Origin of the sequence: Halobiforma lacisalsi AJ5, assembly GCF_000226975.2 — an archaeon.
Lineage (GTDB): Archaea > Halobacteriota > Halobacteria > Halobacteriales > Natrialbaceae > Natronobacterium > Natronobacterium lacisalsi.
Window position 1 is genome coordinate 1952843 of the sequence record NZ_CP019285.1, and the last position, 24074, is coordinate 1976916.

General features: G+C 67.2%; 25 protein-coding genes and 1 tRNA gene. 12 read left to right on the forward strand and 14 right to left on the reverse strand.

The window, feature by feature from the left end:
• Position 1: 1 nt before the first annotated feature.
• Positions 2 to 703, reverse strand: a complete 702-nt coding sequence (locus CHINAEXTREME_RS09335; RefSeq protein WP_007143270.1) for a DUF7095 family protein — start codon at positions 701 to 703, stop codon at positions 2 to 4.
• 92 nt (positions 704 to 795) lie between these two features.
• The gene (locus tag CHINAEXTREME_RS09340) at positions 796 to 1269 is read right to left on the reverse strand and encodes a DUF4442 domain-containing protein (RefSeq protein WP_007143271.1); all 474 of its coding nucleotides are present in this window, start codon (positions 1267 to 1269) and stop codon (positions 796 to 798) included.
• A gap of 136 nt (positions 1270 to 1405) precedes the next feature.
• Between CHINAEXTREME_RS09340 and CHINAEXTREME_RS09345 the strand changes: the two genes are divergently transcribed.
• The gene (locus CHINAEXTREME_RS09345) at positions 1406 to 2125 is read left to right on the forward strand and encodes an alpha/beta fold hydrolase (RefSeq protein WP_007143272.1); all 720 of its coding nucleotides are present in this window, start codon (positions 1406 to 1408) and stop codon (positions 2123 to 2125) included.
• Positions 2126 to 2183: 58 nt separating this feature from the next.
• The gene (gene ncsA, locus CHINAEXTREME_RS09350; protein ID WP_007143273.1) at positions 2184 to 3143 is read left to right on the forward strand and encodes a tRNA 2-thiolation protein NcsA; all 960 of its coding nucleotides are present in this window, start codon (positions 2184 to 2186) and stop codon (positions 3141 to 3143) included.
• Between the two features lie 87 nt (positions 3144 to 3230).
• On the opposite strand, the gene CHINAEXTREME_RS09355 is transcribed toward ncsA, so the two are convergent.
• The 4 genes from CHINAEXTREME_RS09355 to CHINAEXTREME_RS09370 all read right to left on the reverse strand — a co-directional run bounded on the left by CHINAEXTREME_RS09355 (position 3231) and on the right by CHINAEXTREME_RS09370 (position 6549).
• Positions 3231 to 4046, reverse strand: a complete 816-nt coding sequence (locus CHINAEXTREME_RS09355) for a nucleotidyltransferase family protein (protein WP_007143274.1) — start codon at positions 4044 to 4046, stop codon at positions 3231 to 3233.
• 109 nt (positions 4047 to 4155) lie between these two features.
• On the reverse strand, positions 4156 to 5436 hold the full coding sequence (gene ftsZ / locus CHINAEXTREME_RS09360; protein ID WP_007143275.1) for a cell division protein FtsZ: 1281 nt from the start codon (positions 5434 to 5436) through the stop codon (positions 4156 to 4158).
• A gap of 2 nt (positions 5437 to 5438) precedes the next feature.
• The gene (locus tag CHINAEXTREME_RS09365) at positions 5439 to 5618 is read right to left on the reverse strand and encodes a ribbon-helix-helix domain-containing protein (protein WP_007143276.1); all 180 of its coding nucleotides are present in this window, start codon (positions 5616 to 5618) and stop codon (positions 5439 to 5441) included.
• A 208-nt stretch (positions 5619 to 5826) separates the two neighbouring features.
• Entirely contained in the window at positions 5827 to 6549 is a 723-nt protein-coding gene (locus tag CHINAEXTREME_RS09370; RefSeq protein WP_007143277.1) for a double zinc ribbon domain-containing protein, read from the reverse strand.
• Positions 6550 to 6675: 126 nt separating this feature from the next.
• On the opposite strand from CHINAEXTREME_RS09370, the gene CHINAEXTREME_RS09375 reads away from it, so the two are divergent.
• Positions 6676 to 6749, forward strand: a tRNA-Tyr gene (locus CHINAEXTREME_RS09375).
• A 280-nt stretch (positions 6750 to 7029) separates the two neighbouring features.
• On the opposite strand, the gene CHINAEXTREME_RS09380 is transcribed toward CHINAEXTREME_RS09375, so the two are convergent.
• From CHINAEXTREME_RS09380 to tenA, 3 genes are all read right to left on the reverse strand, one after another.
• The gene (locus tag CHINAEXTREME_RS09380) at positions 7030 to 7395 is read right to left on the reverse strand and encodes a hypothetical protein (RefSeq protein ID WP_007143278.1); all 366 of its coding nucleotides are present in this window, start codon (positions 7393 to 7395) and stop codon (positions 7030 to 7032) included.
• Between the two features lie 96 nt (positions 7396 to 7491).
• Positions 7492 to 8292 (reverse strand): TenA family protein, encoded by an 801-nt coding sequence (locus CHINAEXTREME_RS09385; RefSeq protein WP_007143279.1) that lies wholly within the window; start codon positions 8290 to 8292, stop codon positions 7492 to 7494.
• Positions 8289 to 8954, reverse strand: coding sequence for a thiaminase II (tenA, locus tag CHINAEXTREME_RS09390; protein WP_007143280.1), 666 nt, complete (start codon positions 8952 to 8954; stop codon positions 8289 to 8291). Before tenA ends, CHINAEXTREME_RS09385 begins: the two co-directional genes overlap by 4 nt.
• Before the next feature lie 118 nt (positions 8955 to 9072).
• Here tenA and CHINAEXTREME_RS09395 point away from each other — a divergent pair, with 118 nt between their 5' ends.
• Together CHINAEXTREME_RS09395 and CHINAEXTREME_RS09400 are read left to right on the forward strand one after the other, a co-directional pair.
• The gene (locus tag CHINAEXTREME_RS09395) at positions 9073 to 9891 is read left to right on the forward strand and encodes a ZIP family metal transporter (RefSeq protein ID WP_007143281.1); all 819 of its coding nucleotides are present in this window, start codon (positions 9073 to 9075) and stop codon (positions 9889 to 9891) included.
• A gap of 78 nt (positions 9892 to 9969) precedes the next feature.
• Positions 9970 to 10740, forward strand: coding sequence for an HpcH/HpaI aldolase family protein (locus tag CHINAEXTREME_RS09400; RefSeq protein ID WP_007143282.1), 771 nt, complete (start codon positions 9970 to 9972; stop codon positions 10738 to 10740).
• On the opposite strand, the gene CHINAEXTREME_RS09405 is transcribed toward CHINAEXTREME_RS09400, so the two are convergent.
• The 3 genes from CHINAEXTREME_RS09405 to CHINAEXTREME_RS09415 form a co-directional block, all read right to left on the reverse strand.
• Positions 10741 to 12030 (reverse strand): S8 family peptidase, encoded by a 1290-nt coding sequence (locus CHINAEXTREME_RS09405; RefSeq protein ID WP_007143283.1) that lies wholly within the window; start codon positions 12028 to 12030, stop codon positions 10741 to 10743.
• Positions 12031 to 12220: 190 nt separating this feature from the next.
• On the reverse strand, positions 12221 to 13897 hold the full coding sequence (locus CHINAEXTREME_RS09410) for a tRNA uridine(34) 5-carboxymethylaminomethyl modification radical SAM/GNAT enzyme Elp3 (protein ID WP_007143284.1): 1677 nt from the start codon (positions 13895 to 13897) through the stop codon (positions 12221 to 12223).
• A gap of 110 nt (positions 13898 to 14007) precedes the next feature.
• The gene (locus CHINAEXTREME_RS09415; protein ID WP_007143285.1) at positions 14008 to 14577 is read right to left on the reverse strand and encodes a DUF411 domain-containing protein; all 570 of its coding nucleotides are present in this window, start codon (positions 14575 to 14577) and stop codon (positions 14008 to 14010) included.
• 147 nt (positions 14578 to 14724) lie between these two features.
• Between CHINAEXTREME_RS09415 and mbhE the strand changes: the two genes are divergently transcribed.
• The 7 genes from mbhE (at position 14725) to mnhG (ending at position 21088) form a co-directional block, all read left to right on the forward strand.
• Positions 14725 to 17133 (forward strand): hydrogen gas-evolving membrane-bound hydrogenase subunit E, encoded by a 2409-nt coding sequence (mbhE, locus tag CHINAEXTREME_RS09420; RefSeq protein ID WP_007143286.1) that lies wholly within the window; start codon positions 14725 to 14727, stop codon positions 17131 to 17133.
• Between the two features lie 124 nt (positions 17134 to 17257).
• Positions 17258 to 17722, forward strand: a complete 465-nt coding sequence (locus tag CHINAEXTREME_RS09425) for an MnhB domain-containing protein (protein ID WP_007143287.1) — start codon at positions 17258 to 17260, stop codon at positions 17720 to 17722.
• Positions 17719 to 18081 (forward strand): sodium:proton antiporter, encoded by a 363-nt coding sequence (locus tag CHINAEXTREME_RS09430; protein ID WP_007143288.1) that lies wholly within the window; start codon positions 17719 to 17721, stop codon positions 18079 to 18081. Before CHINAEXTREME_RS09425 ends, CHINAEXTREME_RS09430 begins: the two co-directional genes overlap by 4 nt.
• Complete coding sequence (locus tag CHINAEXTREME_RS09435; RefSeq protein ID WP_007143289.1) at positions 18078 to 19778, forward strand: Na+/H+ antiporter subunit D; 1701 nt, start codon at positions 18078 to 18080, stop codon at positions 19776 to 19778. Before CHINAEXTREME_RS09430 ends, CHINAEXTREME_RS09435 begins: the two co-directional genes overlap by 4 nt.
• A complete protein-coding gene (locus CHINAEXTREME_RS09440) occupies positions 19775 to 20377 on the forward strand; it encodes a Na+/H+ antiporter subunit E (protein ID WP_007143290.1) in 603 nt (200 codons plus the stop codon). The genes CHINAEXTREME_RS09435 and CHINAEXTREME_RS09440 overlap by 4 nt, the downstream gene beginning before the upstream one ends.
• Positions 20370 to 20663, forward strand: a complete 294-nt coding sequence (locus CHINAEXTREME_RS09445) for a monovalent cation/H+ antiporter complex subunit F (RefSeq protein WP_007143291.1) — start codon at positions 20370 to 20372, stop codon at positions 20661 to 20663. Before CHINAEXTREME_RS09440 ends, CHINAEXTREME_RS09445 begins: the two co-directional genes overlap by 8 nt.
• Entirely contained in the window at positions 20660 to 21088 is a 429-nt protein-coding gene (mnhG, locus tag CHINAEXTREME_RS09450) for a monovalent cation/H(+) antiporter subunit G (RefSeq protein ID WP_007143292.1), read from the forward strand. Before CHINAEXTREME_RS09445 ends, mnhG begins: the two co-directional genes overlap by 4 nt.
• 49 nt (positions 21089 to 21137) lie before the next feature.
• On the opposite strand, the gene CHINAEXTREME_RS09455 is transcribed toward mnhG, so the two are convergent.
• Both CHINAEXTREME_RS09455 and CHINAEXTREME_RS09460 read right to left on the reverse strand, forming a co-directional pair.
• Entirely contained in the window at positions 21138 to 21680 is a 543-nt protein-coding gene (locus CHINAEXTREME_RS09455) for an SHOCT domain-containing protein (protein WP_007143293.1), read from the reverse strand.
• Between the two features lie 130 nt (positions 21681 to 21810).
• Positions 21811 to 24036, reverse strand: a complete 2226-nt coding sequence (locus CHINAEXTREME_RS09460) for a DHH family phosphoesterase (protein WP_007143294.1) — start codon at positions 24034 to 24036, stop codon at positions 21811 to 21813.
• Between the last annotated feature and the right edge of the window lie 38 nt (positions 24037 to 24074).

Below are 24074 nucleotides of genomic sequence, written 5' to 3' on the forward strand. Positions count from 1 at the left end.
CCTACACCACGTCGCCCCGAACCGTCACGCCCTCCTGCTTTTCGCGCCAGGCGTGGAGTTCCCGGGCCGCTTCGGTCGCCTCGGCTTCCTCCATGCCGAGCATCTCGAGGGCCGCCGACAGCGTCGGGAGCGCGAGTTCGCTCTCCCGGAGTTTGCGGAACGCCTCGTCGCTGCGGACGCCGTCGGCCCACAGACAGACGCCCCGGGGATCCAGCAGTTGGGTGTAGTCGTCCCGCAGTTGTGCACCGCGCAGGCGCTGGGTGACGTTGTCCTCGAAGGAGGCGTTGCAGACCTCGAGGTGGATCGGGTCGGACTCGTCGTCCTGGAGCAGGTGGGCGGCCAGGCACTTCTCGGGGGCGGCGTGGCCGGCGGCGTTGGCCCGGAGATATTCGGGGTACTCCTCGGCCCAGTCGGCCCGGACGGATTTGCCGACGCCCTCGATACCGTGGGAGTTCCGGAAGCGTGTTTCGGGGTCTTCTTCGTCGCCGTCTGCCCCCGCGGTTCCCGCCGGTCCGGGGCTGTCGTCCCGCATCAGGATGTCCTTGGTCAGGTAGACGTCCAGTCGCTCCACCGGATCGAGCCCCAGCGCGACGTCCCCGAAGGCCCACACCTCCCGGACCGGGACCGGCATACGGTCGCGTTCGACGGTGTCGACCAGCTCCTCGAGCCGGTCGACCGCTTCCGCGCGGTCGAATCCATTCATTGCCGGGTGTGGGGTCTCGAGGCGCAAAACGGTTTCTTCGTCCGGAACTCGCCGACTCGTGCGCGACGTGGCTCGGCGAGCGGGGCAGTGGCTCAGACCGCTTTCTCCCGATCCGTCGTCACGTAAACGGTCTTTCGCACCGTCGCGTGGACCGTACCCTCGTCGTCGACGAGGTCGACGGTGAAGTGGCGGTCGATCGCGTCGGTCCCGTCGGCCGCCAGTTCCGCCCGGATCGCGTCGATCTCCTCGTCGGTGAGCCGGAAAGTCGCGTACAGCGTGTCCCTCCCGGGCTTCTTGAACCGGATCTCGGCTTCCTTGTCCCAGACGACGTAGCCGTCGCCGAGCGTCTTCAGCAACATCATCATGTAGAAGGGGTCGACCGCGGCGTACATGCTGCCGCCGAAGGTCGTCCCGACGTAGTTCCGCGTCCGCCAGGTGTGAGGGAGTTTGACCCGAATCTCCTGCCAGTCGGGCGCGATGTACGTGACGCGGCCTCCGGTCCCCCGGTAGGCGGGAAAGAGGTTGAACCCGAGCCGGTAGAGCCGCGCGCGCAGCGCATCGAACATGCCTCGAGTCGCGCTCGACGGGTGAAAACGGTTGCCAAACGCCGGGTCCGTGGTCGATCGTTGGCCGTACTCGGTCCGGTGTGTCACTTCCTGTCAAGAGAGCAGGTTTTTGTCGGTCCCCGTCGAACATCGGCGTATGAGACACCGCGTCTTCAACGAGGACGGCGACGAGGAGCTCGTCTTCGTCATGGGCTGGGGAAACCGCTGGACCCACGAGAACGTCGGCTGGCTCATCGGCGAACTCACCGACGCCGGCTACCGGGTCCACGCCTTCGAACTCCCGACGAACGTCGAGGACTTCAAGACCGATTGGCTCGAGCCGATCGCCGAGTACGTCCTCGACCTGGACGAGTATCAGTTGCTCGCCCACAGCGCGGGCGCGCTCGTCGCCCAGGCGCTCGACGGCGCGGACAACCACGTCTACCTGAGCCCCTGGTGGGGGTACGGCGACGCCTATCCCGACCTCTTCCTCGAGGCCGTCTCGCAACTCCCGACGGCGTTCCCGTTCCTCCCGGTCGCCGAAATGGGGCGGGAGGAACTGGGGGAGCGGGCGACCGACCACCAGCTCTCGACGCTCCCGCGGTGGGTCTCTCCCGCGTTCGTCCGCGAAACTCGCCACGCACAGGAGGACCTGCTGACGATCGACCACGATGCGGTCGTCTTCTGTTCGCTCCGGGACCCGGTCATCGACCTGGCGCCGATCGGCGAGCGCGTTCCCGCCGAGCACGTCGTCCTCTACGATGGCGGGCACGAACTGTTCTCCTCGGCGACCCGCGAGCGGTACGTCGACCTCCTGCTCGAGGCGCTCGAGGAGGGCGCACCGGCCGTCGAGGACCGGCCGCGCGTGCCCGCCTGATCCCGCCGCTGGAATCCAGACGAAACCGTCATGGGTGCCCGTCGACAACGACCCGGTGATGGATTGTAACCGGTGTGACGAGGAGGCGGTCATGCACGCCGCCTACTCGGGTCAGCACCTCTGTGCGGACCACTTCCGCGAGTCGGTCGAGAAGCGGGTACGCCGTCGGGTCCGCCGCGACGACCTCGTCCCGCAGGACGCGACCCCCGAGGACCCGGAGACGTGGGTGATCGGGCTCTCCGGCGGCAAGGACAGCGTCGTTCTCACAAAAATTCTCCACGACACGTTCGCCGAGGACCCCCGAATCGAACTCGTCGGGCTGACCATCCACGAGGGGATCGAGGGCTACCGCGACAAGTCGGTCGACGCCTGCGTCGATCTCTCCCGGGACCTGGGCATCCGGCACGAACTCGTCTCCTACGCCGAGGAGTTCGGCATCGAGATGGACGACGTCGTCGAGGACGACCCCGAGAACATGGCCGCCTGCGCCTACTGCGGCGTCTTCCGGCGGGACGTCCTCTCGCGGTACGCCGACGACCTCGAGGCCGACCTCCTGTTGACGGGCCACAACCTCGACGACGAGGCCCAGACTGCCCTGATGAACTTCCTCGAGGGCGACGTCGAACAGATCGCCAAACACTTCGATGCGAGCCTCGGTCCCCTCTCCGAGCGCGAGGACCAGGAGGAGTTCGTCCCGCGGGCGAAGCCGCTGCGGGACGTCCCCGAGAAGGAGGTCGCCCTCTATGCCCACCTCGAGGATCTCCCTGCACACATCACCGAGTGTCCCCACTCGAGTGAGGCCTATCGGGCGGAAATCCAGCAGTTGTTGTACGATCTCGAGGAGAACCATCCCGGAACGCGACACTCGATCCTCTCGGGGTACGAGGAACTGGCAGGCATCGCCGCCGAGCGCTACGGCGGGGACGACGGCGCCGACCTGCGGGAGTGTTCCGAGTGCGGGTCGACGACGACCCGCGAGGTCTGTCGGAAGTGCTCGCTGCTCGAGTCGCTCGCCTGAGACGGTATCCGTTTCGCTCGCTTCTCCGCCGTACGTAGAACGCGTCGTACGCAGCAAGCGTCGGGAGCGTCGGCTCCGTCCGACGTCCTACTCGCTCCCCAACCGCCGTCGCGCCACCTCGAGGTCCGCCGGCGTGTTGACGTTCAGGTGCCACCCCTCGAGTTCGACGCCGACGTACCGCCGTCGGTCGACCAGCGACTCGAGGGCGTCGGCGAGTTCGTACTCGTCGCCGTCGCTGTCGGCCCGGGAGACGCCGAGAAAGGCCTCGAGCAACGCTGCAGTGTCGTGGATCTGGACGCCCGCGGCGACGTAAGCGGCGTCGTCTTCTCCCCCAGTCGACTCGCCGACCGACGCGTCGATCGCCCGGACGGTACCATCGCTCGCGAGGTCGCAGTAAGCCGTCGCCTCGGCTTCGTTCCTCGAGACGCGATCGAGCAGAAGAACGCCGTCGACGCCCGACTCGCGGTGACGGTCGACCAGCCGCGAGAGGTCGCAGTCGTCGGCGAAGACGTTGTCGCCGTTGACGAGGACGACGTCTTCGGGAACGGACGGCGGAAGCGAGATCGCACCGGGGTCGCTCCCCCACCCGGCCCCCATCGGGGGCAACGTCGCGTCGTACCCGTCGACGACCGCCCGGCGAACCGCGTGGGCGAGCCCCTGCCGTTCGCGTTGCACCGCGTACGTGATCGGCACGCCCGCGATCGACTCGCCGACGCGGTTGACGATCGCCTCGCGACGGTATCCGACCACGACGACGAACCGGTCGACGCCAGCGTCGACGAGTCGCCGAAGCGACCGCTCGAGCATCGGCTCGCCGCCGACCTCGAGCAGCGGCTTCGGCGTCTCGTCCGTATACGGCCGTAAACGAGTTCCGCGACCGGCTGCGAAGACGAACGCGTGCATTCTCGAGTCCGAGTGAAAGACCGGTCTCCGCGGTTACGAACGTTCGGATCGAATTCGCTTCGAGAATCGGAACACGGATCGAACGCAGAAAGCGCCGACCGCGGTCCGGTTACCGGATCACGTCGACGCCGTTTTGCTGTTCGATCTCCTCGCGACCACCGTCGCTCTGGGCACCGAAGCCGGTCTTCGAACTCGAGCGGGATCGGGATCGGGATCCGGATCCGGATCCGGATCGGGAGCCGGAACGCGAACTCGAGCCTCCGGAACCGCCGGTCGCACCGACCTCCTCGACGTTGTTGCTCGCGTCGAAGTCGGCCTCGTCGAGCCCTTCGATGCTCGCACGCGACTTATCGGCCTGCTTCTGGGTCGTGGGACCCAGGACCTGTGCCGACTGGACGCCGGTCATGATCGCCATCACGCGGACCTTACCCTTGTAGTCCTCCTGGATACGCGCGCCCCAGATGACGTTCGCCGAGGCCTCGAGGCGCTCGGTGATGTTGTCGGCGATACCCTCGGCCTCCTTCAGCGTGAGGTCGGGGCCGCCCGTGATGTGGACCAGCCCGCCGGACGCGCCGCGGTAGTCGACGTCCAGCAGCGGGTGGTTCATCGCGTCCTTGACGACCTCGTCGGTCTTGTTCTTGTCCTGGGTCTCGCCGACCAGCATGACGGCGACGCCGCCCTGGTTCATGATCGTGGACATGTCGGCGTAGTCCAGGTTGATCAGGGACGGCTGGGTGATCGTCTCCGAGATGCCCTTGACGGTCTCGGCGATGATCTGGTCCATCACCGAGAACGCCTTCCCGATCGGCAGGTTCGGGACGTAGTCGAGCAGCCGGTTGTTGTCCAGTACGATGATCGAGTCGGCCTGTTCGCGAAGCTTCTCCAGGCCCTCCTCTGCCTTTACGGTGCGGGCACGCTCGACGTTGAACGGCGTCGAGACCATCCCCACGACGATCGCTCCCTGTTCCTTGGCGATCTCCGACACGACGGGAGCGGCACCCGTCCCGGTACCGCCACCCATGCCGGCAGTGACGAACACGAGGTCCGCATCCCCCAGCACTTCCTTGATCGTTCCCTGGGCCATCTCGGTGGCGCGCTCGCCCATCGACGGGTCGCCCCCGGCGCCGAGCCCGTTGGTCAGGGATTTGCCGACGAGGATCTTCGTGTCGGCCTCGATCATCTTCAGGTGCTGTTTGTCCGTGTTGATCGCGACCGTGTCCGCACCGTCGACGCCGATGTTGTACAGCCGGTTGATGGTGTTGTTGCCCGCACCGCCGCAGCCGACGATGACGATGCGCGGATCGCCGAACTCGTCGTCGTCGAGATCGACGTCCATCTCGCGGGCCTCCTGCTCGGCGTTGTCGAGGGCGTCCTGAACGATATCCTGCATCGTTACACCTTCGCCCAGTTGCGTTTGCGGGCTTGATCGGTCTGCCCGTCGTACTCCTCGTTAATCATTTCGCGCACGGCCGACCGGATCGCCTCGCTCCGGTTCGGGAACTCTCCCGAGTCGACCAGTTGCTCGACCTCTTCGATCTGCTGTTTCGGAATTCGCAGTGTCACACGCTCCATGGTTGTATTCCCCGTTGAGGTAAGACGGCGGCGCGACCCTGTCTGACGCGCGTGTCTTACACCGGAAACGCCCGCGAGCGGGCGAATTTCTCCGTTTCGTGTCCGCTGTAAGACGACCGTCTTACGCGAATAAAGCGATAACTGCCCAACGTAATAAAAGTTCCGGCGATCCGAACGGTCAGTGTCTTACGACTGTTCGGATGTATGACTAGCCGGACTCGAGGACGTCCGCGGACGGCGTCCGACGGCCGCAGCTCGGGCAGAACGCCCAGTCCGATCGGAGTTCGTCGCCACAGTCGCAGAACAGCCGCCGGGAAGCCTTCTCCCCGCAATTGGGACAGTAAACGTGGTCGTCGTCGACGGATTCCCCACACTGTCCACAGGTCGTGCCGGCGTCGTCCCGGCTGCGGTCCGGATCGCGGCCGGGCGCCCGCGTTCGCCCGTCCGTTTCCCGGCTCGGCTCCGAATTCGGTTCTGCGACCCGATCGCCGTCTCCCTCCGACGAACCGGACGCCGTCCGAACCCCATCCCCCTCGAGCGAGATGGTGATGTTGACGTCGCGAGCGTCCGACTCCGGCGCTGGAGCCCTCGAGCGGTGCGGCGTGGCGTGTCCTCCGCCCCAACCGCTGGGATGGAAGCCGAACCGCGGGCCCCGACCGCGTGGAGCCGGCTCGCGGTCCCGTTCCCCGGACGGTGTAAGACGCTCGAACCGCTCGGCCAGTACCTCGTCTACGCGCTCGCGCACGAGGTCGTCGATCGCCGCGCCGTCGCGTTCCGCGTTCTCCGAGCTGTCTGGGGTGTCCGAAGCGGCCGAGTCGCTCGAGTCGAGATACGACCGGAGCGCCTCCCGCATCGCTTCGCTCTTGGAGAGTTCGAGGTCCTCGAGCTCGTCGACGAGCTCGTCCTCGGCGCGGAACGTGATCTTACTCATTCCCGTATGGTACCGTGTTGACACTCCCCCTATATCAATCATGCTGCTAGTCGGCCGGATGGCGGGCAGGCGGCCGATTCGAATGATAACCCTTATATTGTCCTCGGCGGTTACGTGTGAGTGCGACCGCCCTTAGCTCAGACTGGTAGAGCAGTCGACTGTAGATCGACTTGCCCCCCGTTCAAATCGGGGAGGGCGGATTTTCTCCGAAAATCCGACCGACACGATTTGAGCTTGTGAGTCGCAGCCCCGGAACGGCGCTTTGCGCCGCATGCCCGGAACGTCTCACTCCGTTCAAATCGGGGAGGGCGGACTCGTTTTCCAACCGTTTCGTACCGAACAGTCGCTTGGCGACAGTGCTCGAGCACGACGTCTTACACGTTTCCGACGAAACTGCGTGTCCGGTTTCTCCCCGACCGGGGCGATATAATATATGCACCTCGAGAGCGGGGGGAGTCGGTCCCTTTCTCGAGAAGCCGATTACCACGTCCCGACGACGTACGGCCCGTCGACCACCTCGAATCGATCGACGTCGAAGGTGCAGCAGCTGTCGGTCCCGCGAGCACTGGTGAGGCGTTCTCGAACGCGACTCCCGAATCCTTCCTCTTTCTCCTCCCCAAGCGGTTCGTCGAGGTGGAGCGTCAGCCGACAGTCGACGGCGACCGCCAACCCTTCGTCGCCGGCGTCGACCTCGCCGAGTTCGAGCACGTCGGCGAAGCGGACGACGTCGATCGACTCGAGCGCGTCCGCCGCGCCGACGGCCAGTTCGTCGCCGCGGTCGACGGGGACGTCGACGCACAGTGTTCCGTCGACGTGGAGTTCGGTAACGGTGTCGCGGCCGGACATGGACGACCGTACGCACACGAGGGTCTCGAGTCGAGGTGGCGGGGATCGGAGTCGAATGGCGACTTCCCTCGAGTCGCCGATCGGATCTCGGAGGCGTTATCCGCTCGACGATGCGTCCGCGTTTTCCGCGGTACCGTGTTCGTACGCTTCGTCGAAGAACGCGACCTCAAGGGCGACGGTTCGCCGGAACAGTCGCTCGACGCGACGCTGTCGACGCGGCGAGAGGGCGGGACCGACAGCGTCGAGTTCGCCCCGGAGCCAGTCGACGAACTCCCGGAACCCCGCGACGGCGTGGAGGTCGATCCACTCGGCGTAGTAGAACGGCAGATCGGCTCCCGCGCTCGGCGGCTCACTTTCGGGGTCGCCGTCGGTCGTGGCGACGGTCGTCGCCCACTCCTCGTAGATCCACTCGGCGGGGACGAGCACCGCGAGCGTCTCCGCGTAGCCGCCCTCGTGGGCCGCACGGCCGAGCAGGTCGACGAAGGCGGCCGTCGTCTCGGTGCGTTCTGGATCGGTCCACTCCGAGTCGGGAACCTCGAGCGCGTCGAACGACCGCCGGAAGTAGTCGTCCTCGTCGTCGGTGATCGTGTCGAGGAACTCGATCAGCGGCCGTTTCGATCCCATATCGGGGGCTTGCCCGACGGCGTGGCCGAACGTCCCGACGAGTTCGTCGACGAACGCGTAGTCCTGGACGAGGTAGGCAGCGTAGGCGTCCTCGGAGAGGGTCCCCGCGCCGAGTTCGTCGGTGAACGGATGCTCGACGGCGGCGGACCAGGTCGGTTCCGCACGGTCGCGCAGCCAGTCGGTGAACCGCGGATCGTCGGTATCGGCGTCGGTGGCGTACGCCTCGTACGCGTCGGGGACGTCCCTCTCTTCGTCCGTTTCGTCCGTCGTCACAGGTCCCACCCCTCGAGCGTGTACGCCATCTCCCAGAATCGGTACTCGAGTTTGGCGCTCGTGAGGAACGCCTCCCGCATCGCGTCGTGCTCGCCGGGGAACCGCGCTCCACAGTCGTCGACGAACTCGCGACACCACGCCGTCGCCTCACGGAACTCCTCGCTCGTGTACATCTCGATGAAGGGGGCGTACGGGTTTTCCTCGAGGTCGTCGGCGAGATCGGTCATGTGTTCGGCGACGTCGAGATACCCCTGCATACACGGATAGAGCGCGCCGGCGATCTCCGCGAGCGATCCCTCGTGGGCCGTCCGCACGAGGAAGTTCGTGTAGGCGACGCAGGTCGGAGCTTTCTCGACTGCCTCGAGTTCCTCGCGGCTGATCCCGTAGTCGGCGGCGAACTCGCGGTGCAGATCCATCTCGTGATCCAGCACCTCGTGGGCGACGCCCAGCAGGTGGGTCATCGTCTCCTCGTCGCGGGCTTTCGTCCCCGCAATCGAGAACAGCCGCGCGTAGTCGAGCAAGTACCGGTAGTCCTGTTTCACCCAGTGTTCGAACGCCGCCTCGTCGAGGGTGCCGGCGGCGAGTTCTCGGACGAACGGGTGATCCTTCTGTGCCTTCCAGACGTGTTCGCCCTCTTCGAGGAGGCGGTCACTAAACGCCATCTGTACTCGCACGGACGGCCCGCTCCGTATTATAACTGGATGGTATAAGCTTATTTTAGGAGCGAGCTGGTGGGGCGTCGAAAGTGGCGCTTTTGTTCGCTCGCGATAACAGTTCACCGTGTCGACTTCCGAGATCGCAGTCGTCGTCGGCGTCGCGCTGCTTGCAGGGTGTGCCACGGGAATCGGCGCGATCCCCACGCTGTACGCGGACCGCGTGAGTCACCGCGTCTACGACAGCGCGGTCGGCTTCGCCGCCGGGATCATGATCGGCGCGGCGGTCTTCGCCCTGATCGTCCCTGGCCTCGAGTACGGGTCGCCGATAGAGATCGTCGTCGGACTCGCGCTGGGAACGCTTTTCCTGCTCGTCGTCAACGCGTGGCTTCCGCACCTGCATCTCGACGATCCCGACGAGCCGAACCAGCCGCTCGAGGGGACGGGGCTGCTCCGGACCGACGGCGTGAACGGGCAACGGCTCGCGGTGGAGGACGACATGCGTCGTGCACTGCTCGTGGGGAGCGCGGTCACGATCCACAACGTCCCCGAGGGGCTGGCCGTCGGCATCGCCTTCGGGAGCGGTGAGGCCGGACTGGGGTTCGCCATCGCGACCGCGATCGCGGTCCAGAACGTCCCCGACGGGTTCGCGATGGCCGTTCCGGCCTCCCGTGCGGGCATCTCCGACGCGAAGACGCTCCTCTATACGACCCTCTCGGGCGGCGTCCCGGAACCGATCGCTGCCGCCGTCGGATTCTCGCTGGTCGCGGTCGTCACCGGGCTCTTCCCCGTCGCGGCCGGGTTCGCCGCGGGCGCGATGATCGCCGTCGTCTTCCGCGAGTTGATCCCCTCGAGCCACGGGCACGGCTACGCCGACACGGCGACGGCGACGTTCGTCGCCGGCTTCGCGGTCATGCTCGTGGTGGATACGGTGCTCGCGGTCTGAGTGTTCGGTGGCGGACGAACGGCTCGCAGCCGGGGCCGTCACGGTGGCTTTTTCCCGGAGATCGGGCAACGCTCGAGCATGACCGTCGTCACTGACCTCCGGGACCGCGAGCCGATCGTCGGCACCTGGCTCACGCTGGCTGCTCCCGCCGTCGCCGAGGCCAGCGCCCGCCTCGAGTTCGACGTCGCCGTGATCGACCGCGAACACACCGCGCTCTCGCTCGAGACGGTGACCGAGATGGCCCGCGCGATAGACGCCGCCGGAACCGACACCGAGGCGTTCGTCCGGGTCTCCGAGAACGATCCGACCGAAATCAAGCGCGTCCTCGACGCGGGAGTCGCCGGCGTCATGGCACCGATGATCGACACCCCCGAGCAAGCCCGTGAACTCGTCGCCGCGACGCGCTACCCGCCCGAGGGCGTCCGCGGCGTCGGCATCGCCCGGGGGACGGGCTACGGCGACGCGGTTTCCGAGGCCGTCGCGGACGCGAACGACGAAATCGTCACCATCGCCCAGATCGAGACCCGCGACGGCCTCACAAACGTCGAGGAGATCGCGGCGGTCGACGGCCTCGACGCGCTGTTCGTCGGTCCCGCGGATCTGTCGGCCGCGCTCGGGAACTTCGGGGAGTTCGAGGACGAGGCGTTCCAGGAGGCCGTCGACCGCGTCCTCGAGGCCGGCCACGCGGTCGACAAACCCGTGGCGACGATCGCCCTCGAGCCCGCAGACGTGGGGCGGTGGCTCGAGCAGGGGTTCGACGCCGTGGTGGCCGGCGTCGACGTCGACTACGTGCTCTCCGGCGGTCGAGACGCGAAGAACGCGTTCGAGGAAGCGGTCGAAACGCGGTAGCTACTCGAGGTTTTCGACCGTGTATTCCGCGTTGATGCGACCAGCACCGAGTTCCGCGTCGCTCTGGCCGTCGGCGTACTCCGCACCGGCTTTGATCGCGGTTTCGACCTGTTGGGCGGTCGTTTCGGGCTCGAGTTCGCGCACGAGGGCGGCCAGCCCGGCGACCTGCGGTGCGGCCATCGACGTGCCGGCGAAGTAGGCGTACTGGGTCCCGTACACGTCCTCGGGAACCGACGAGAGCACGAGGTTCGTCGGGTACGGCCACTCGGTGTCGTCGGACAGGGTCTTCTCGAGCGTCTCATACCCGCCGCCGGGTGCGCCGACGTCGACTTGTCCAGTGCCGTAGTTCGAGTAGAAGACCAGTTCGTCGTTCGGTCCGGTCGCGCTGATGCTCATCGTCCCCGGAACCCCGTTGGGCGTCGAGAAGTGACCGCCCTGGAGGTCGTACGCGTCGTTACCGGCGCTGGCGGTGACGACTGTCCCCTGGGCGACGGCGTTCTGGTAGACCGGCGTCAGCACGCCGCGGTAGCCGCCCGCGTTGTACTGGGGCGGGAGCGGCGGCGTCCCGAGGCTCAGGTTCGCGACGTCCGCACCCATCTCGGCCGCGTAGGTGACCGCGTTCAGGATGTCTTCAGTCGTCGTCGTCAGCACCGGGTCCTCGTCCGGGTCCTCGGGCTCGACGTAGTAGAACACCTGCAAGGAGACGAGTTCGGCGTCCGGTGCCGTGCCGACGATGCCGTTCTCACCCGTCCCGGCTGCGATGCCGGCGACGTGAGTCCCGTGGCCGTAGGGATCACCGTCGTACCCCTCGATCTCCCCGAACTTGAATTTCTTACTCTTCTCCGTGTCGAGGTTCTCGAGGTCCGGATGCTCGGCGACCCCCGTGTCGATGATCGCGATGGTCCGATCCTCTCCCGTCGCGTGCTTGTGTGCAGGCAGGACGTCCGTGACCTGCTTGTCCCACTGGAGCTCGTAGAACTCCGGCCCATCCGCATCGACTTCGGATTCGACGAGTTCGGGTTCCTCGAGTTCGATCCTGGCGTTCGGAACCGCGTGTGTGACGCCGTCGATCTCCTCGAGGTCGGCGGCGTCTGTCGCCCCGAGTACCGAGTAGAGTCGTCCGTCGACGATTTCGGTTTTGATTTCGTACCCCGATCCCTCCAGTCGGCTCCGAACGTCGCTCTCGCTTGCGACGAGGTGCAACCCGTCGTCCGTCGCCGAAACCGTACTGATCGCCCCCAGTGCTAGCGTTCCCGCAGCGGCCTGTCGGATGAACGTTCTTCGTTCCATCATATGTGACGTACCGCGTGATGGTATACCATCACGCAATACTGATAACCCAACAATCCATTATTTAATTATTTTGGAACAGTCTCGCGAGTCTAACGGTAGCGGCTCGAGTAAAGAAATCGCCCGACTGGACGCTGGCGGTGCTCGGCGATCGAATCGGTAGAAAAGTACGCCCGGATCGGGGACTGCCTCAGAGCCGCTTGCTCACGTACGGGCCGTCCTGGTGGTAGCCCAGCTTCTCGCGGTAGTACTCGCGGGCGCCGATGCCCGAGATGACGCTCAACTTGTCGTAGCCGGCGTCGGCGGCGAGCGCCTCCGCTCGCTCCATCAGGCGCCGGCCGTACCCCTTGTGCTGGTGCTGGCCGGAGCCGGGTTCGCCGTCGTCCACCGCGACCTCGCTCCCGTACACGTGGAGTTCGCGCACCAGGGCGGCGTTCTCGAGTTCCGGACGCACGGGGTCCGACGGGAACCGCAGCCGACAGAAGCCGATCAGGAGGTCCCGATCGAAGTCCTCGAAGGAGATGAAGTGTTCCGTGCCGCCACAGGAGTCGTAGGTCATCACGTCGAGTTCCACGTCCTCGGGCTCCTCGTCGTTCATCCCGGCCTCGCGACAGCGGATGCAGTCACAGGACCAGCCGTGGTCTTCCATCCGCTGGCGGGCGAGTTGCCGGAGGTTCGACTTCCAGACGCCCGCGTCGATGAAGTCCGCGGGGATGTCCCGCTGGACGCGCTGGAGCCGGGTGTACCGGGGGATCATGTCCTTGATCTCGGCGATCAGCTCCGCGGCCTCCTCGTTGCCAAGCGGTTCGAACTCGCCTTTGTGCCACCAGTCGTAGGTCGCCGTTCCCCGGACGATCAGCGTCGGGTAGATCTTCAGGTAGTCGGGCTTCCACTGTTCCTCCTCGAACAGCCGGCGGAAGTCCTCGAGACACATCTCCTTGGACATCCCGGGCTGACCAGGCATCATGTGGAAGCCGACCTTGAACGCGGCGTCGCGCAGCCGCTGGTTGGCGTCTATCGAGGCCTGGACGCCGTGTCCGCGGTGCATCTCGCGGTTGATACGCTCGTAGGTGGTCTGGACGCCGACCTCGACTTTCGTCCCGCCCAGATCGAGCATCCGGTCGATCTGTTCGGGGTCACACCAGTCGGGCTTGGTCTCGAACGTGGTTCCGATGTTGCGGACGTCCGCGGTCTCGTTTTCCGCGATCACGTCTTCCAGATACCGGAACTCGTACTCCTCGGGATCCTGCGCGAAGCTCTCGCCCTCGGCTGGTTCGGGTTCCTTGTCGACGTCGTAGTCGTTCATCGCCTCGAGGGCGCGCTTGACGAACCACTCCTGGTAGTCGTGGCTCCGGGCGGTCATCGTCCCGCCCATCAGGATCAGTTCGACCTTGTCGACGGGGTGGCCGATCTCGCGCAGTTGCTCCAGCCGGAGCGTGACCTGCCCGTAGGGGTCGTAATCGTTCTGGACCCCGCGGGCGGCCGCCGGCTCCTCGCCGGTGTAGCTCTGCGAGGAGGAGAATTCGGAGTCGGGTCCGCCGGGACAGTACAGACACTTCCCGTGGGGACACCGTTCGGGGGAGGTCATGATCGCGACCGGGGAGACGCCCGAGGCGGTACGGACGGGTTTGCGCTGGAGCACCGCCTCGAGGTCCTCGCGGTGCTCTTTGGGCGCGTAGTCGAGCAGTTCGGAGTTTTTCGGCACCTTGGGTGCCGAGTGTTCCGAGCAAGCCTCGAGCTTGGCTTTCTCGACCTCGTCGCGCTCGATCTCGCCCGCGAGGATCCGGTCGACTAGCGTCTCACAGACCTGCTGAAACGCTTCGGTTTCCGTCGGGTCGGTGTCGGATTCGGGCGTCTCGGTGCTCACTACAGGATTCTGGTCGCCCGCGGCGAATAAGCGTGTCGGACGCGTACGCTGCGTGCGCCGATCGTCCGACGATCGTACGGACTGCGGTGACAGCGAGACTCGGGTCGACCTCAGACGGCGACGAACTCGGAGAGGTCGTCGCTTCCGGACTCCGCGTCCTCGAACGTGTAGACCGTCAGGGGATCGTCACCCGGCAGCCCCATACCCGGCGCGTGCCGTGGCATGCCGGGAATCGTGATCCCGGCGACCGCCGGCTCCGCCGCGAACAGCGCCTCGACCGCCTGGAGCGGGACGTGTCCCTCCACGAGGTAGTCGCCGAACTCGACGGTGTGACAGCTCCGGGCCTCCGCGGGGACCGAGAGATCGGTCTTGACGGCTCCGAGTTCGTCGGTCGTCTCGACGCGGACGTCGAACCCGTTGTCCTCGAGGTAGGCGACGTACTCGGAACAGCAGCCACAGGACGGGTCGTGATGCTGGACGACCTCGTCGACCGGGACCGATCCATCCCACGACCAGTCGTCGCCGACCGGAGCGGCCGAGACGGTTCCGGGTTCGTCGCCGTCACTGTCGCCGTCACTGTCGCCGTCACCGTTTCCGCCGCCGATACAGCCGCTCGCCCCGACGAACGCGGCCGCCGCGCCGAGCGAGCACAGCCGACGACGCGTCAGTGAGCCGTCCATGGACGGACGTAGCGACCGGCGACACATAACCGTTCCCGGACCGCTCGCTCGAGCGACGCCGATCGGGGGATGGCGGCGGGCCAGCGACGCGCGGCTTGAAAGCTCTCCTACAAGAGTTAAATCACGCCCGTGTGTAGGAAAAAAGACGTGACACCGGAGTCGTCGATCGTCCTCGCGGCCGTCGTGTTGCCGTTCCTAGTCGCGGGGCTGACGCCCCTGTTGTACCGAGCTCTCGGCGAACGCGTCGGGTACGCGGGCGCCGCGGTCGCGGCCCTCTGTTTCGGTCTGCTGGCCACGCAGTACGGAACCGAGGGGATCGTCGAAGTCGCCTGGATCCCGTCGCTCGAGATCGCATTACAGTTCTACGTCGACGGCTGGGGACTTCTGTTCGCCTCGCTTGCGTCCGGCATCGGGACGCTGATCTTCCTCTACTCCCCGTCGTATATGCACGGCGAGACGGGCCTGGCCAGGTTCTACACCGCGTTGCTCGCTTTCATGGGATCGATCGTCGGCGTCGCCCTGGCGGCGAACCTGATCGCGATTTTCGTCTTCTGGGAACTCACTAGCCTCTGTTCGTTCGTGCTGATCGGCCACCACACCGGGGACGAAGACTCTCAGTACGCCGCCCGGATGGCCATGTTCGTCACCGTCGGCGGCGGCCTCTTCTTGCTTGTCGGCTTCCTCCTGCTGTCGATCGTCGCCGGGGACGTCCTGGGCCCGGCGGCCGCGTTCGACCTGACCGCGATGCTCGAGAACCCCGACGCGATGGAGTCAGGGCTGCGCGATCGGGGGTTCTTCCTGCCGGTGCTGGGCCTGCTGGCTATCGGCGCGGGCACCAAGTCCGCGCAGGTGCCGGTCCACTTCTGGCTGCCGAACGCGATGGCCGCGCCGACGCCCGTCTCCGCGTTCCTCCACTCGGCGACGATGGTGAAAGTCGGCGTCTACTTCCTCGGTCGCGTCCGGCCGCTGCTGGTCGGCGTCGAGTGGCTCCTCCTGTTCGCGACGGTCGGGCTAGCGACGATGACCGTCTGTGCGCTGCTCGCGGTCGCCGCGACCGACATCAAGGAACTGCTCGCGTACTCGACGGCGAGCCACCTCGGCCTGATGGTCGCCGGCTTCGGCTTCACCTCGATTTACGGGGCCGAGACGGGCGTCTTCCACCTGCTGAACCACGCGCTGTTCAAGGCCGCCCTCTTCCTGATCGCCGGGATCGTCGCCCACGAGGCCGGCTCCCGGAAACTCTCGGAACTGGGCGGGCTCCGGCGAGACCTGCCGATCACCGCGGCGATGACCGTCGTCGTCGCGCTCTCGATGGGCGGGATTCCGCCGTTCAACGGCTTCTACTCGAAGGAACTCCTGTTCGAGGCCGCCCTCGAGGCGAGCCACTACCACGACATCGGCGCGCTCGGCTGGATCTACCCGGCCGTCGCGGTCTTCGGGAGCATCTTCACTGTGCTGTATTCGTTGCGATTCCTCTCGCTGTTCTTCGGCGAGCGGCCCGAGGAACTCGGCGAGATCCACCGGCCCGCGATCCCGCTGGTGGCGGCGCCGGCCGTCCTGACGGTGCTCGCGGCCGTCGTCAGCGTCGACCCCGAACTCGCGGTTCGCGCCGCCGTCCAGTCCGGCGTCGACGCGACCGCGGTCGATCCCCACGAGATGCACGTCGGCCTCCCGACCGAGTACTCGACGCCCGTCGGGATGAGCGCCGTCGCTATCGTCGGCGGCCTGGTCGCGTACCCCTTCTACGACCGGCTTCACACGGGGATCCAAACGATCCCGCGTGCGGTCCCGCCCGCGAGCCCGTCCTGGTGGTACGGGTCGCTCGTCGACGTCCTGCCGCGGGCCGGCGCGGGGCTCGCCGCTCGCGTCCACAACGGGCTGTTGCGGACCTACGCGACGTGGACGCTCGCCGCCACCGCCGCGTTCGCACTTGCCGGGTTCGCCGCGACGGGAATGATCTCGGCGACCGGACTGGGGTTCGAGATCCCCATCGCGGTCGCGCTCGTACTGGTCGTCGCGGTCGCCGCGGGCCTTGCGGTCGCGACCTCGGAAACCCACGTCGCCGGCGTGCTCACCCTCTCGATCCTGGGCTTTATGGTCGCCATCTTTTACATCCTCGCGAGCGCGCCAGACCTCGCGCTGACACAACTGGTCGTCGAGACGCTCGTCCTGCTGATCTTCCTGCTCGTCATCGAGGAGATCCCCGAGTTCGACGAGAGTCTCGGCAGGACCGCCCGCGACGCCGTCCTCTCGGTCGCCGTCGGCGCGACCGTCTTCGTCACGGTGCTGGTCGCGACCGACTCGAGGCCCGGCGGCACCACTGACGTCGCCCGCTACTACGCCACCCGGGCCGTCCCCGAGGGCGGCGGGACCAACATCGTCAACGTCACGCTCGTGGACTTCCGGGGGTTCGACACGCTCGGCGAACTGGCGGTCGTCGCGCTTGCTGCCATCTCGATCCTGACGCTGATCGTCATGCGATCCAGTCGCGGTATCGAACCGGGGACCGAATCCGGACCCGAAACCGAAGCCACCGACGGAGGTGACGACGAATGAGCCGCTACCGACGCCACGCACACGCCACGCTCGTATCGACGCGAAAGGGACGAATCCCGACGCTGCTCGCTCGAGTCCGCGCCCCGACCATACTCGAGGGAACGAGAACCCGAGGTGATCGCCGATGACCACCGTCATCATGCGCACGACCGCGCGCGTGATCGTTCCGATCATCCTCGTGGTCGCCGTCACGCTGTTCGTGGAGGGACACAACCTCCCCGGCGGCGGGTTCATCGGCGGCGTGCTCACGACGACGGCCTTCGCCGTCATCTATCTCGCCTTCGGGCTGGACTTCCTCGAGCGGGGCGTCCTCGGACGCGACGTCGAACCCGGCAAGGAACCCTCGCGGGACCGCGTCGTCGTTGCCTACCGCCGGCTGTTCGAGTACGGCCTCGCGATCGCCGTCCTCAGCGGCCTCGTGCCGCTGCTGTTCGATCGGCCCTTCCTCACACAGACGTTCGTCGAGTTCGAGGGCGTGCCGATCTACGACCACGTCGAACTGGCGAGCGCGGTCGCGTTCGATCTGGGGGTCTACTGCGTCGTCGTCGGCGGCCTCCTGACGATCCTCTCGGTGGTGGGTGCCGAATGACGGGCGTCATCCTCGCCGGGGTGATCGGCGCGCTGTTTGCCCTCGGGACGTTCCTGCTCCTGCGCCGGGATCTGATCCGGGTCGTCTGGGGGCTGGCGATCATCAGCCAGGCGGCAAACGTCTACCTACTCGCAATGGGCGGGGTCGCCGAGGGGACCGCCGAGACGGTCCCCGTGCTCGAGGGCCACGGCCACGAGGTCCACGTGCCGATGGCCGTGGCCGACCCGCTCGTCCAGGCGCTCGTGTTGACCGCCATCGTCATCGGGTTCGGGATGACCGCGTTCGCGCTCGTGCTCTCCTACCGGGTGTACGAGGAACACGGCACGCTCGACGTCTCGAAACTGGGTGATCGGGAATGATCGGATCGGTGTCCGCGACGGCGCTTGCGGCGTCGCCGCCCGTCGCCGAATCGCAACTCGTGATCGCACCGCTTTTGATCGTCCTCGTGGCGGCCGTCGGGAGCCTGCTGTTCGGGCGCTGGACGCGCGCACGGATCGGCGTCAGCCTCCTCGGCGGCGCGGCCTACGCGGCCGCGGTCGCCGCGATCGACTGGTACATCGTCCTCGCGCCGGACGCGCCGGGGGCCGCGACCTACCAGGTCGGCGACTGGCCCGCTCCGTTCGGCATCACGCTCGTCGCGGACGGCCTGTCGGCGTTCATGCTGACGATGGTCGCCATCCTGGGAGTCGCGTCGCTCGTCTTCTCGACGCGTGTACTGCCCGAAATCGACCGGCGTAGCTACTATTTCCCGCTCTTTCACTTCCTGGCGCTCGGCGTCACCGGGGCCTTTCTCACCGGCGACCTGTTCAACCTGTTCGTCTGGTTCGAGGTGATGTTGATGGCGAGTTACATCTTCGTGGCCTACTACGGCGGCCCCCAGCACACCCGCGCCGCGTTCTGGTACGTCGCGCTCAACCTGCTCGCCAGTGCGGTCTTCCTGCTCGCCGTCGGCGGGATCTACGCGACGACGGGCACGCTCAACATGGCCGACCTCTCGAGGCGGCTGGCCGACCCCGCGGCCTACGGGATCGATCCCCGCTCGGTGCTCGGCCTCTACGGGCTGCTCCTGTCGGTGTTCGCGATCAAGGCCGGACTCGTTCCCTTCCAGTTCTGGATCCCGACGGCCTACCGGGCCGCGCCGCCCCAGATCACCGCGCTGCTGGCCGGCGCGACGAAGAAGGTCGGGATCTACGCGATCATCCGGCTCTCCTTTACCGTCTTCGCGGACGCACCGGTCGCCGTCGACCTCACGGTGCCGGGGACGGGCCTCGCCATCGCCGGCGACTCCCCGCTTCCCTTCGTCGGGGCCGTCCTGTTCGTCATGGCCGCCGCGAGCATCCTCGTCGGCGGCCTCGGGGCGGTCGGCCGGGAGTCGATCGAGGGCGTGCTCGCGTACTCGAGCATCGGCCAGGTCGGCTTCATCGCCGTCCCGGTCGCTATCGCCGCGACGACGACGAGCGCCGAGTTGCGCCAGTTCGCGATCGTCGCCGCGCTCGTGTACGCGCTCAACCACACGCTCGCGAAGGGGCTGCTCTTCCTGGCGGTCGGCGCGGTCAGGTCCGCGACCGGGACGAGCAGTCTGTCCGACCTCGGCGGCCTTGCGGGGCGGTCGCCCCCGCTGGCGATCTCGTTTTTCGTCGGCGCGCTCGCGCTCGTCGGTATCCCGCCGCTATCGGGCTTTTTCGGCAAGTTCCTCGTTTTCGACGCGGCCGCCCGCGCCGAGGCGCCGTCCGTCCTCGCGCTCCTGCTTGCCGGCTCGCTGTTGACGATCGCGTACGCGACCCGGACCTGGAACCGGAGCTTCTGGGGCGCTCGCACGGCCGCCGTCGAGGAGGCGACGACCGACAGTGTCCAGTTGGCAGTTCTGGGCGTCCTCGCGGCCGCCATCATCGCGGTCGGGGTCGGCTTCGAGCCGGTCTACGAGTTCGCCGACGCTGCAGCGGAGGCCGCGCTGGATGCCGACGCCTACGTCGACGCCGTCGATCCGGCCGACGCGAGCGACGTCGACCTCGAGGCAGGGGGCGAAGGCGGCGAGACCGGAGGTGAGCACGAATGAAGGTCCGAACCTGGCCCGTCGCCGGGGTCGTCTTCGCCGTCCTGTGGATCTTCGTCCGTGGGATCGAACTCGAGTCGATGACGCTGCTCGGTCAGTTCCTCGAGGGGCTCGTCGTCGGCTTACCGATCGCGTTCGTCTTCCGCCGGCTCTACGCGAAGCGGATCACCGTCTCGCGCGGACGACGCGTGAAACCCGCCGTGCTCTATCTGCTGGCGTTCGGGTGGGAGGTCCTCCGGGCGAACGTCGACATGGTCTATCGAGTGGTCGCACCCAGTATGCCGATCGAGCCCGAGGTCGTCCTCGTCCCGCTGCGGGCCGAGACCGACCTCGCGATCACGCTGCTTGCAAACAGCGTCACCCTCACGCCCGGAACCGTCGCGCTGGACTACGACGAAGACGTAAACGCCCTGTACGTCCACGCGGTCGACGGCCGCGACCCCGCGGCGATCGTCGCCCCGATCCGACGGTGGGAGGACTACGCCCTCGAGATCTTCGACGAGGACGCCACGCCCGAAGATCCGGCCCGGGAGTTCGTCGTCTCGGGCGGGGAAAGGGACAAACCGGAGGCCGACGAACGCGCAGGTGGGTACGATGAGTGAGGCCACCGATCCGGCCGTCCTCGAGACGACGATCCGGGCCGCGATCGTCGTCGTCAGCGCGCTCTGTGTCTTTTGCAGCTACCGGGTGATCCGCGGCCCGACGGATCCGGACCGGGTGGTCGCGCTCGATGCCATCGCGACGAACGTGGTTGCGATCGCGGTGCTGTTCGCGATCCAGACCGACCGCGGACTCTTCCTCACCGTTAGCCTGGTGCTCGCGATCATCGCCTTCATCGCGACCGTGGCTGTCGCCAAGTTCGTCACGGAAGGGGAGGTGATCCAATGATCCGAGCTAGCCTCGTGATCGCGCTCGTCCTCGTCGGGGTCTTCTTCCTGACGGTCGGCACGATCGGCCTGCTCCGACTGCCGAACGTCTACAACCGGATGCACGCCACGAGCAAGCCCACGACTCTGGGAACTGCCGCGATTTTCCTCGCGGGATTCGTCCAGTTCGGCCCCGGCGGCGAGGGACTGACGGCGCTTGTCGGTGCCGTCTTCCTGTTTCTGACCGTCCCCACCGGCGCACACATGATCGCCCGCGCGGCCGAGCGCATCGGGGTGCCGTTCCTGGGAAGCGTCACCTGGCCCGACGCCTCGCAGTTGGCTCGCGAGGAAGAACTGCGAGCGGACGCGGAACGCGGTGCCGAGACGGATGCCGAACGGCAGCCCGAAGCGGGTCCCGGCCCCGATCCGGCCGCCGACGAGGGCTGACGCCCCTCTCGAGAACGAGGTCCTTCGACGCTTCGATACCGACTCGTGGTTACTCCGTCTCGAGTTCCCGGTCGGTTCGCTCCCGTTCGCCGTCGCGGTCGTGGTCGTGGTCGTGGTCGCGATTGTGATCCCGGTCGCGTGCCCACGCCTCCGCGTCCTCGAGCGTCTCCGTCTCCAGCAGTCGCTCGAGTTTGCGCTCGAACCCCTCGTCGGTCAACTCGCCGGCCGCGTAGCGCTCCCGGAGGGTTTCGAGCGCCTCTCGAGAATCGGCTTCGAATCCGGAGGGGGCGTCCCCCGATCGACGTCGGTCGCGCTGGCGCTCGGACTCGCCCTGGCGTTCACCGCTCGTCCAGTCGTCGACCCACTCCTCGCGATCGGCTTCGTCGCCAAAGAGGATCGCAACCGTCGGCACGACGACGATGTAGCCGACGAGCAAGGCGGCGAGCCACCAGCTCTGTCCCGTAAACATGGCGCCGAGCCACAGGCCTGTCACGAGCATCGATGCGATTCCCGTCGCGTTTTCGCGGAGATCGGCCGTTCGGCCGCGGTCGTGTTCGCGGTCGCGTCTGTCGGTTTCCTCGCCGAGTCCCATACCGATCGTGTCGGAACGTAGATGAATATAGCTTGTCGCCGCCGAGCGTCGACGGATCGCTACGGCGGGTGCTGTGTGGGCGGTGGGGGAGCAGGTGGGCAGGTGAGCAGGTGGCGGAGAAGTGCGCGTCTTACGCGAGCGTCGACTCGAGTGCCTCGAGCGCAGCCTCGCGGACGGCCTCCCGTTCGCCGGGGAGGAACTCGATGTGACCGTCCTGACCGCCGACGACGCGGACGCCGGCGTCGGTCGCCGCGTCGGCGATGGCGTCGCCGAACTCGCGGACGTCGATCGAGTCGATGGGGCGGACGTGCAGTTCGTCGTCGGCCAGACCGAAGACGGCGAACGGCTCCGCCGCGTCGCGACGGCGGTACAGCGCGTCCAGCAGCAGCGTCGTCGTCGGGAAGTCGAAGCGGTGAGTAAACGCCGTCGTGTCGAGTACGGCGACGGTGACGTCACCGACCCGTTCGGTCGTCAGGTTCTCCCGTGCGGTCTCGAGTTCCGTCTCGAGTTTCGCGCGGAACTGCTCGGAGACGTGGGCGGCGAGTTCGCCGTCGGCGTCCCGGCCGTCGTCGCCCGCGGCGCCGTCGCCGAACAGCAGGTCGGCGACCAGTTCGCGCTTGTCCTTGTACGACTGGTAGTAGGCCTCGAGCGCGACGGCCTCGCGGCGCTCGGAGAGGCCGGTCTCGTCGAAGCCGGCGTCGGCGGCGAGGTCGAGGTAGGCCTCGGGGGCGTCCTCCCAGTAGCTGACCGCCGGGAGGTGCTCGAGGTCGGCCCGGACCTCGTCGTTGACGTGGGCGCCGACGTTGGCGGCGAGCGCCGTCGAGGTGAGGTCGGTCACGTCCACGCCGGTGAGCGACGGCGCGACGGCGACCGAGACGGCCTCGGCGACGGCGTCGTCCGCACGGCTGTCGTCGACGACGACCGCGTTGGCGTCGTACAGCGAGAGCAGTTCGTAGCCGTCGACCGACTCCTCGGTGGAGCCGGCGTCGACGAGCACGATCAGGGGGAACTGCTCGCCGTGGCGCTCGCGGGCCTCGAGCATCGAGGTGACGTCGTCGGTCGCGGCGTCCATGTCGTAGACGCGACCGTCGAGCGGCCGGCGCTCGAAGTAGTGGTACTCGGCGTCCTCGCGGGTGTGCTTCTCGCGGATCAGCGGGAGGACCGCGCGCTCGATGGCGGCGCCGGCGACGTAGCCGTCCGCGGTCGCGCTGTGGCGGACGACGATCGGTCGGGCCTCCATGACCGCACGCCGGATCGCGGTCGCGGCGTCGCCGACTTCGTCGGAGACGGCGGCGACGGCGTCGTGATCGGCAAGCAGGTCGATCTCGGCGGGTCGAGCCTCGCGCTCGATCGCGGTCTCGAGGCGGTCGACGACGGTTTCGCGTTCCTCGTCGGTGAGCACCTCGAGCGCCTCGGTCTCGATCTGGAGTTCGCCGTGATGGCGTTCGACCTCGCCCTCGAGGGCCACGACGTCGCCGACCTCGACGCTCGGGTAGGCGCGGACGCCGGCCTCCTCGAAGGCGGCACACTCGACGCTCCCGGCCTCGTCGCTCAGTTCGAAGACCGTCGGGCCGCTGGTCTGTCGGACCCCGGTGATCTCGCCCTCGAGTCGGACGACGGTACCGACCTGGCCGTCGATCGTGTCGACGGTGGTCCGCTTGAGCGCGGCGTCGGTGTCGGCGGTCGGCTCGGCGTCGGCCGCGTCGTCGGTCGCCGCGGTCGACCCGCTCGCGCTCGCTTCGGCCGTGACGGTGCCGCCCGATCCGGCGGCGACCGCGTCGGTCGTGCTCGCGCCGGACGGGACCTCCTCGTCGCTCGGGCCGGTGTCGTCGGCCGCAGTCTGGAGGTCGCCGGCGGTGGGTTCGTCCGGTTCCGCCGCTTCGGTGGGTTCGGATTCGCTCGCGTCAGCTCCGTCTTCGGCATCGGAGGTGTCGGAGGCGTCGGAGGCGTCCGAGGCATCGCTCTCGTCCTCGACCGCTTCCGGACGTACCTCGTCGTCGCCCGTGTCGATCAGCTTCCCGCGGAACTCGCGTTCGCGCTGGCGGATCGACCAGCCGAGGTCGACGTTGCCGTTGTCGCGGACGTCGAGCACCTGGACGAAGACCTCGTCGCCGGGCTCCCAGTCGAGGCTTTCGAGTCGTTGGTCGAGTTCGCTTCTGTGCAACAGGCCAGTGACGTGGTCGCCGACGTCGACGAAGACGCCGAAGTCGGCGTAGCCGTCGACGGTACCCCGGTAGTAGCGGCCGGGGGTGAGTTCCGAGGCGGACGTTCCGCGAAATTCGAAAACGGCGTCCTCCTCGTGACTCTCGCAGATTTCTCCGTCGACAGCTGTGCCACAGATGATACAGTTACCCATCTACTCGATTGAAGCAGGTTCGCCCTAAAACGGTTGTC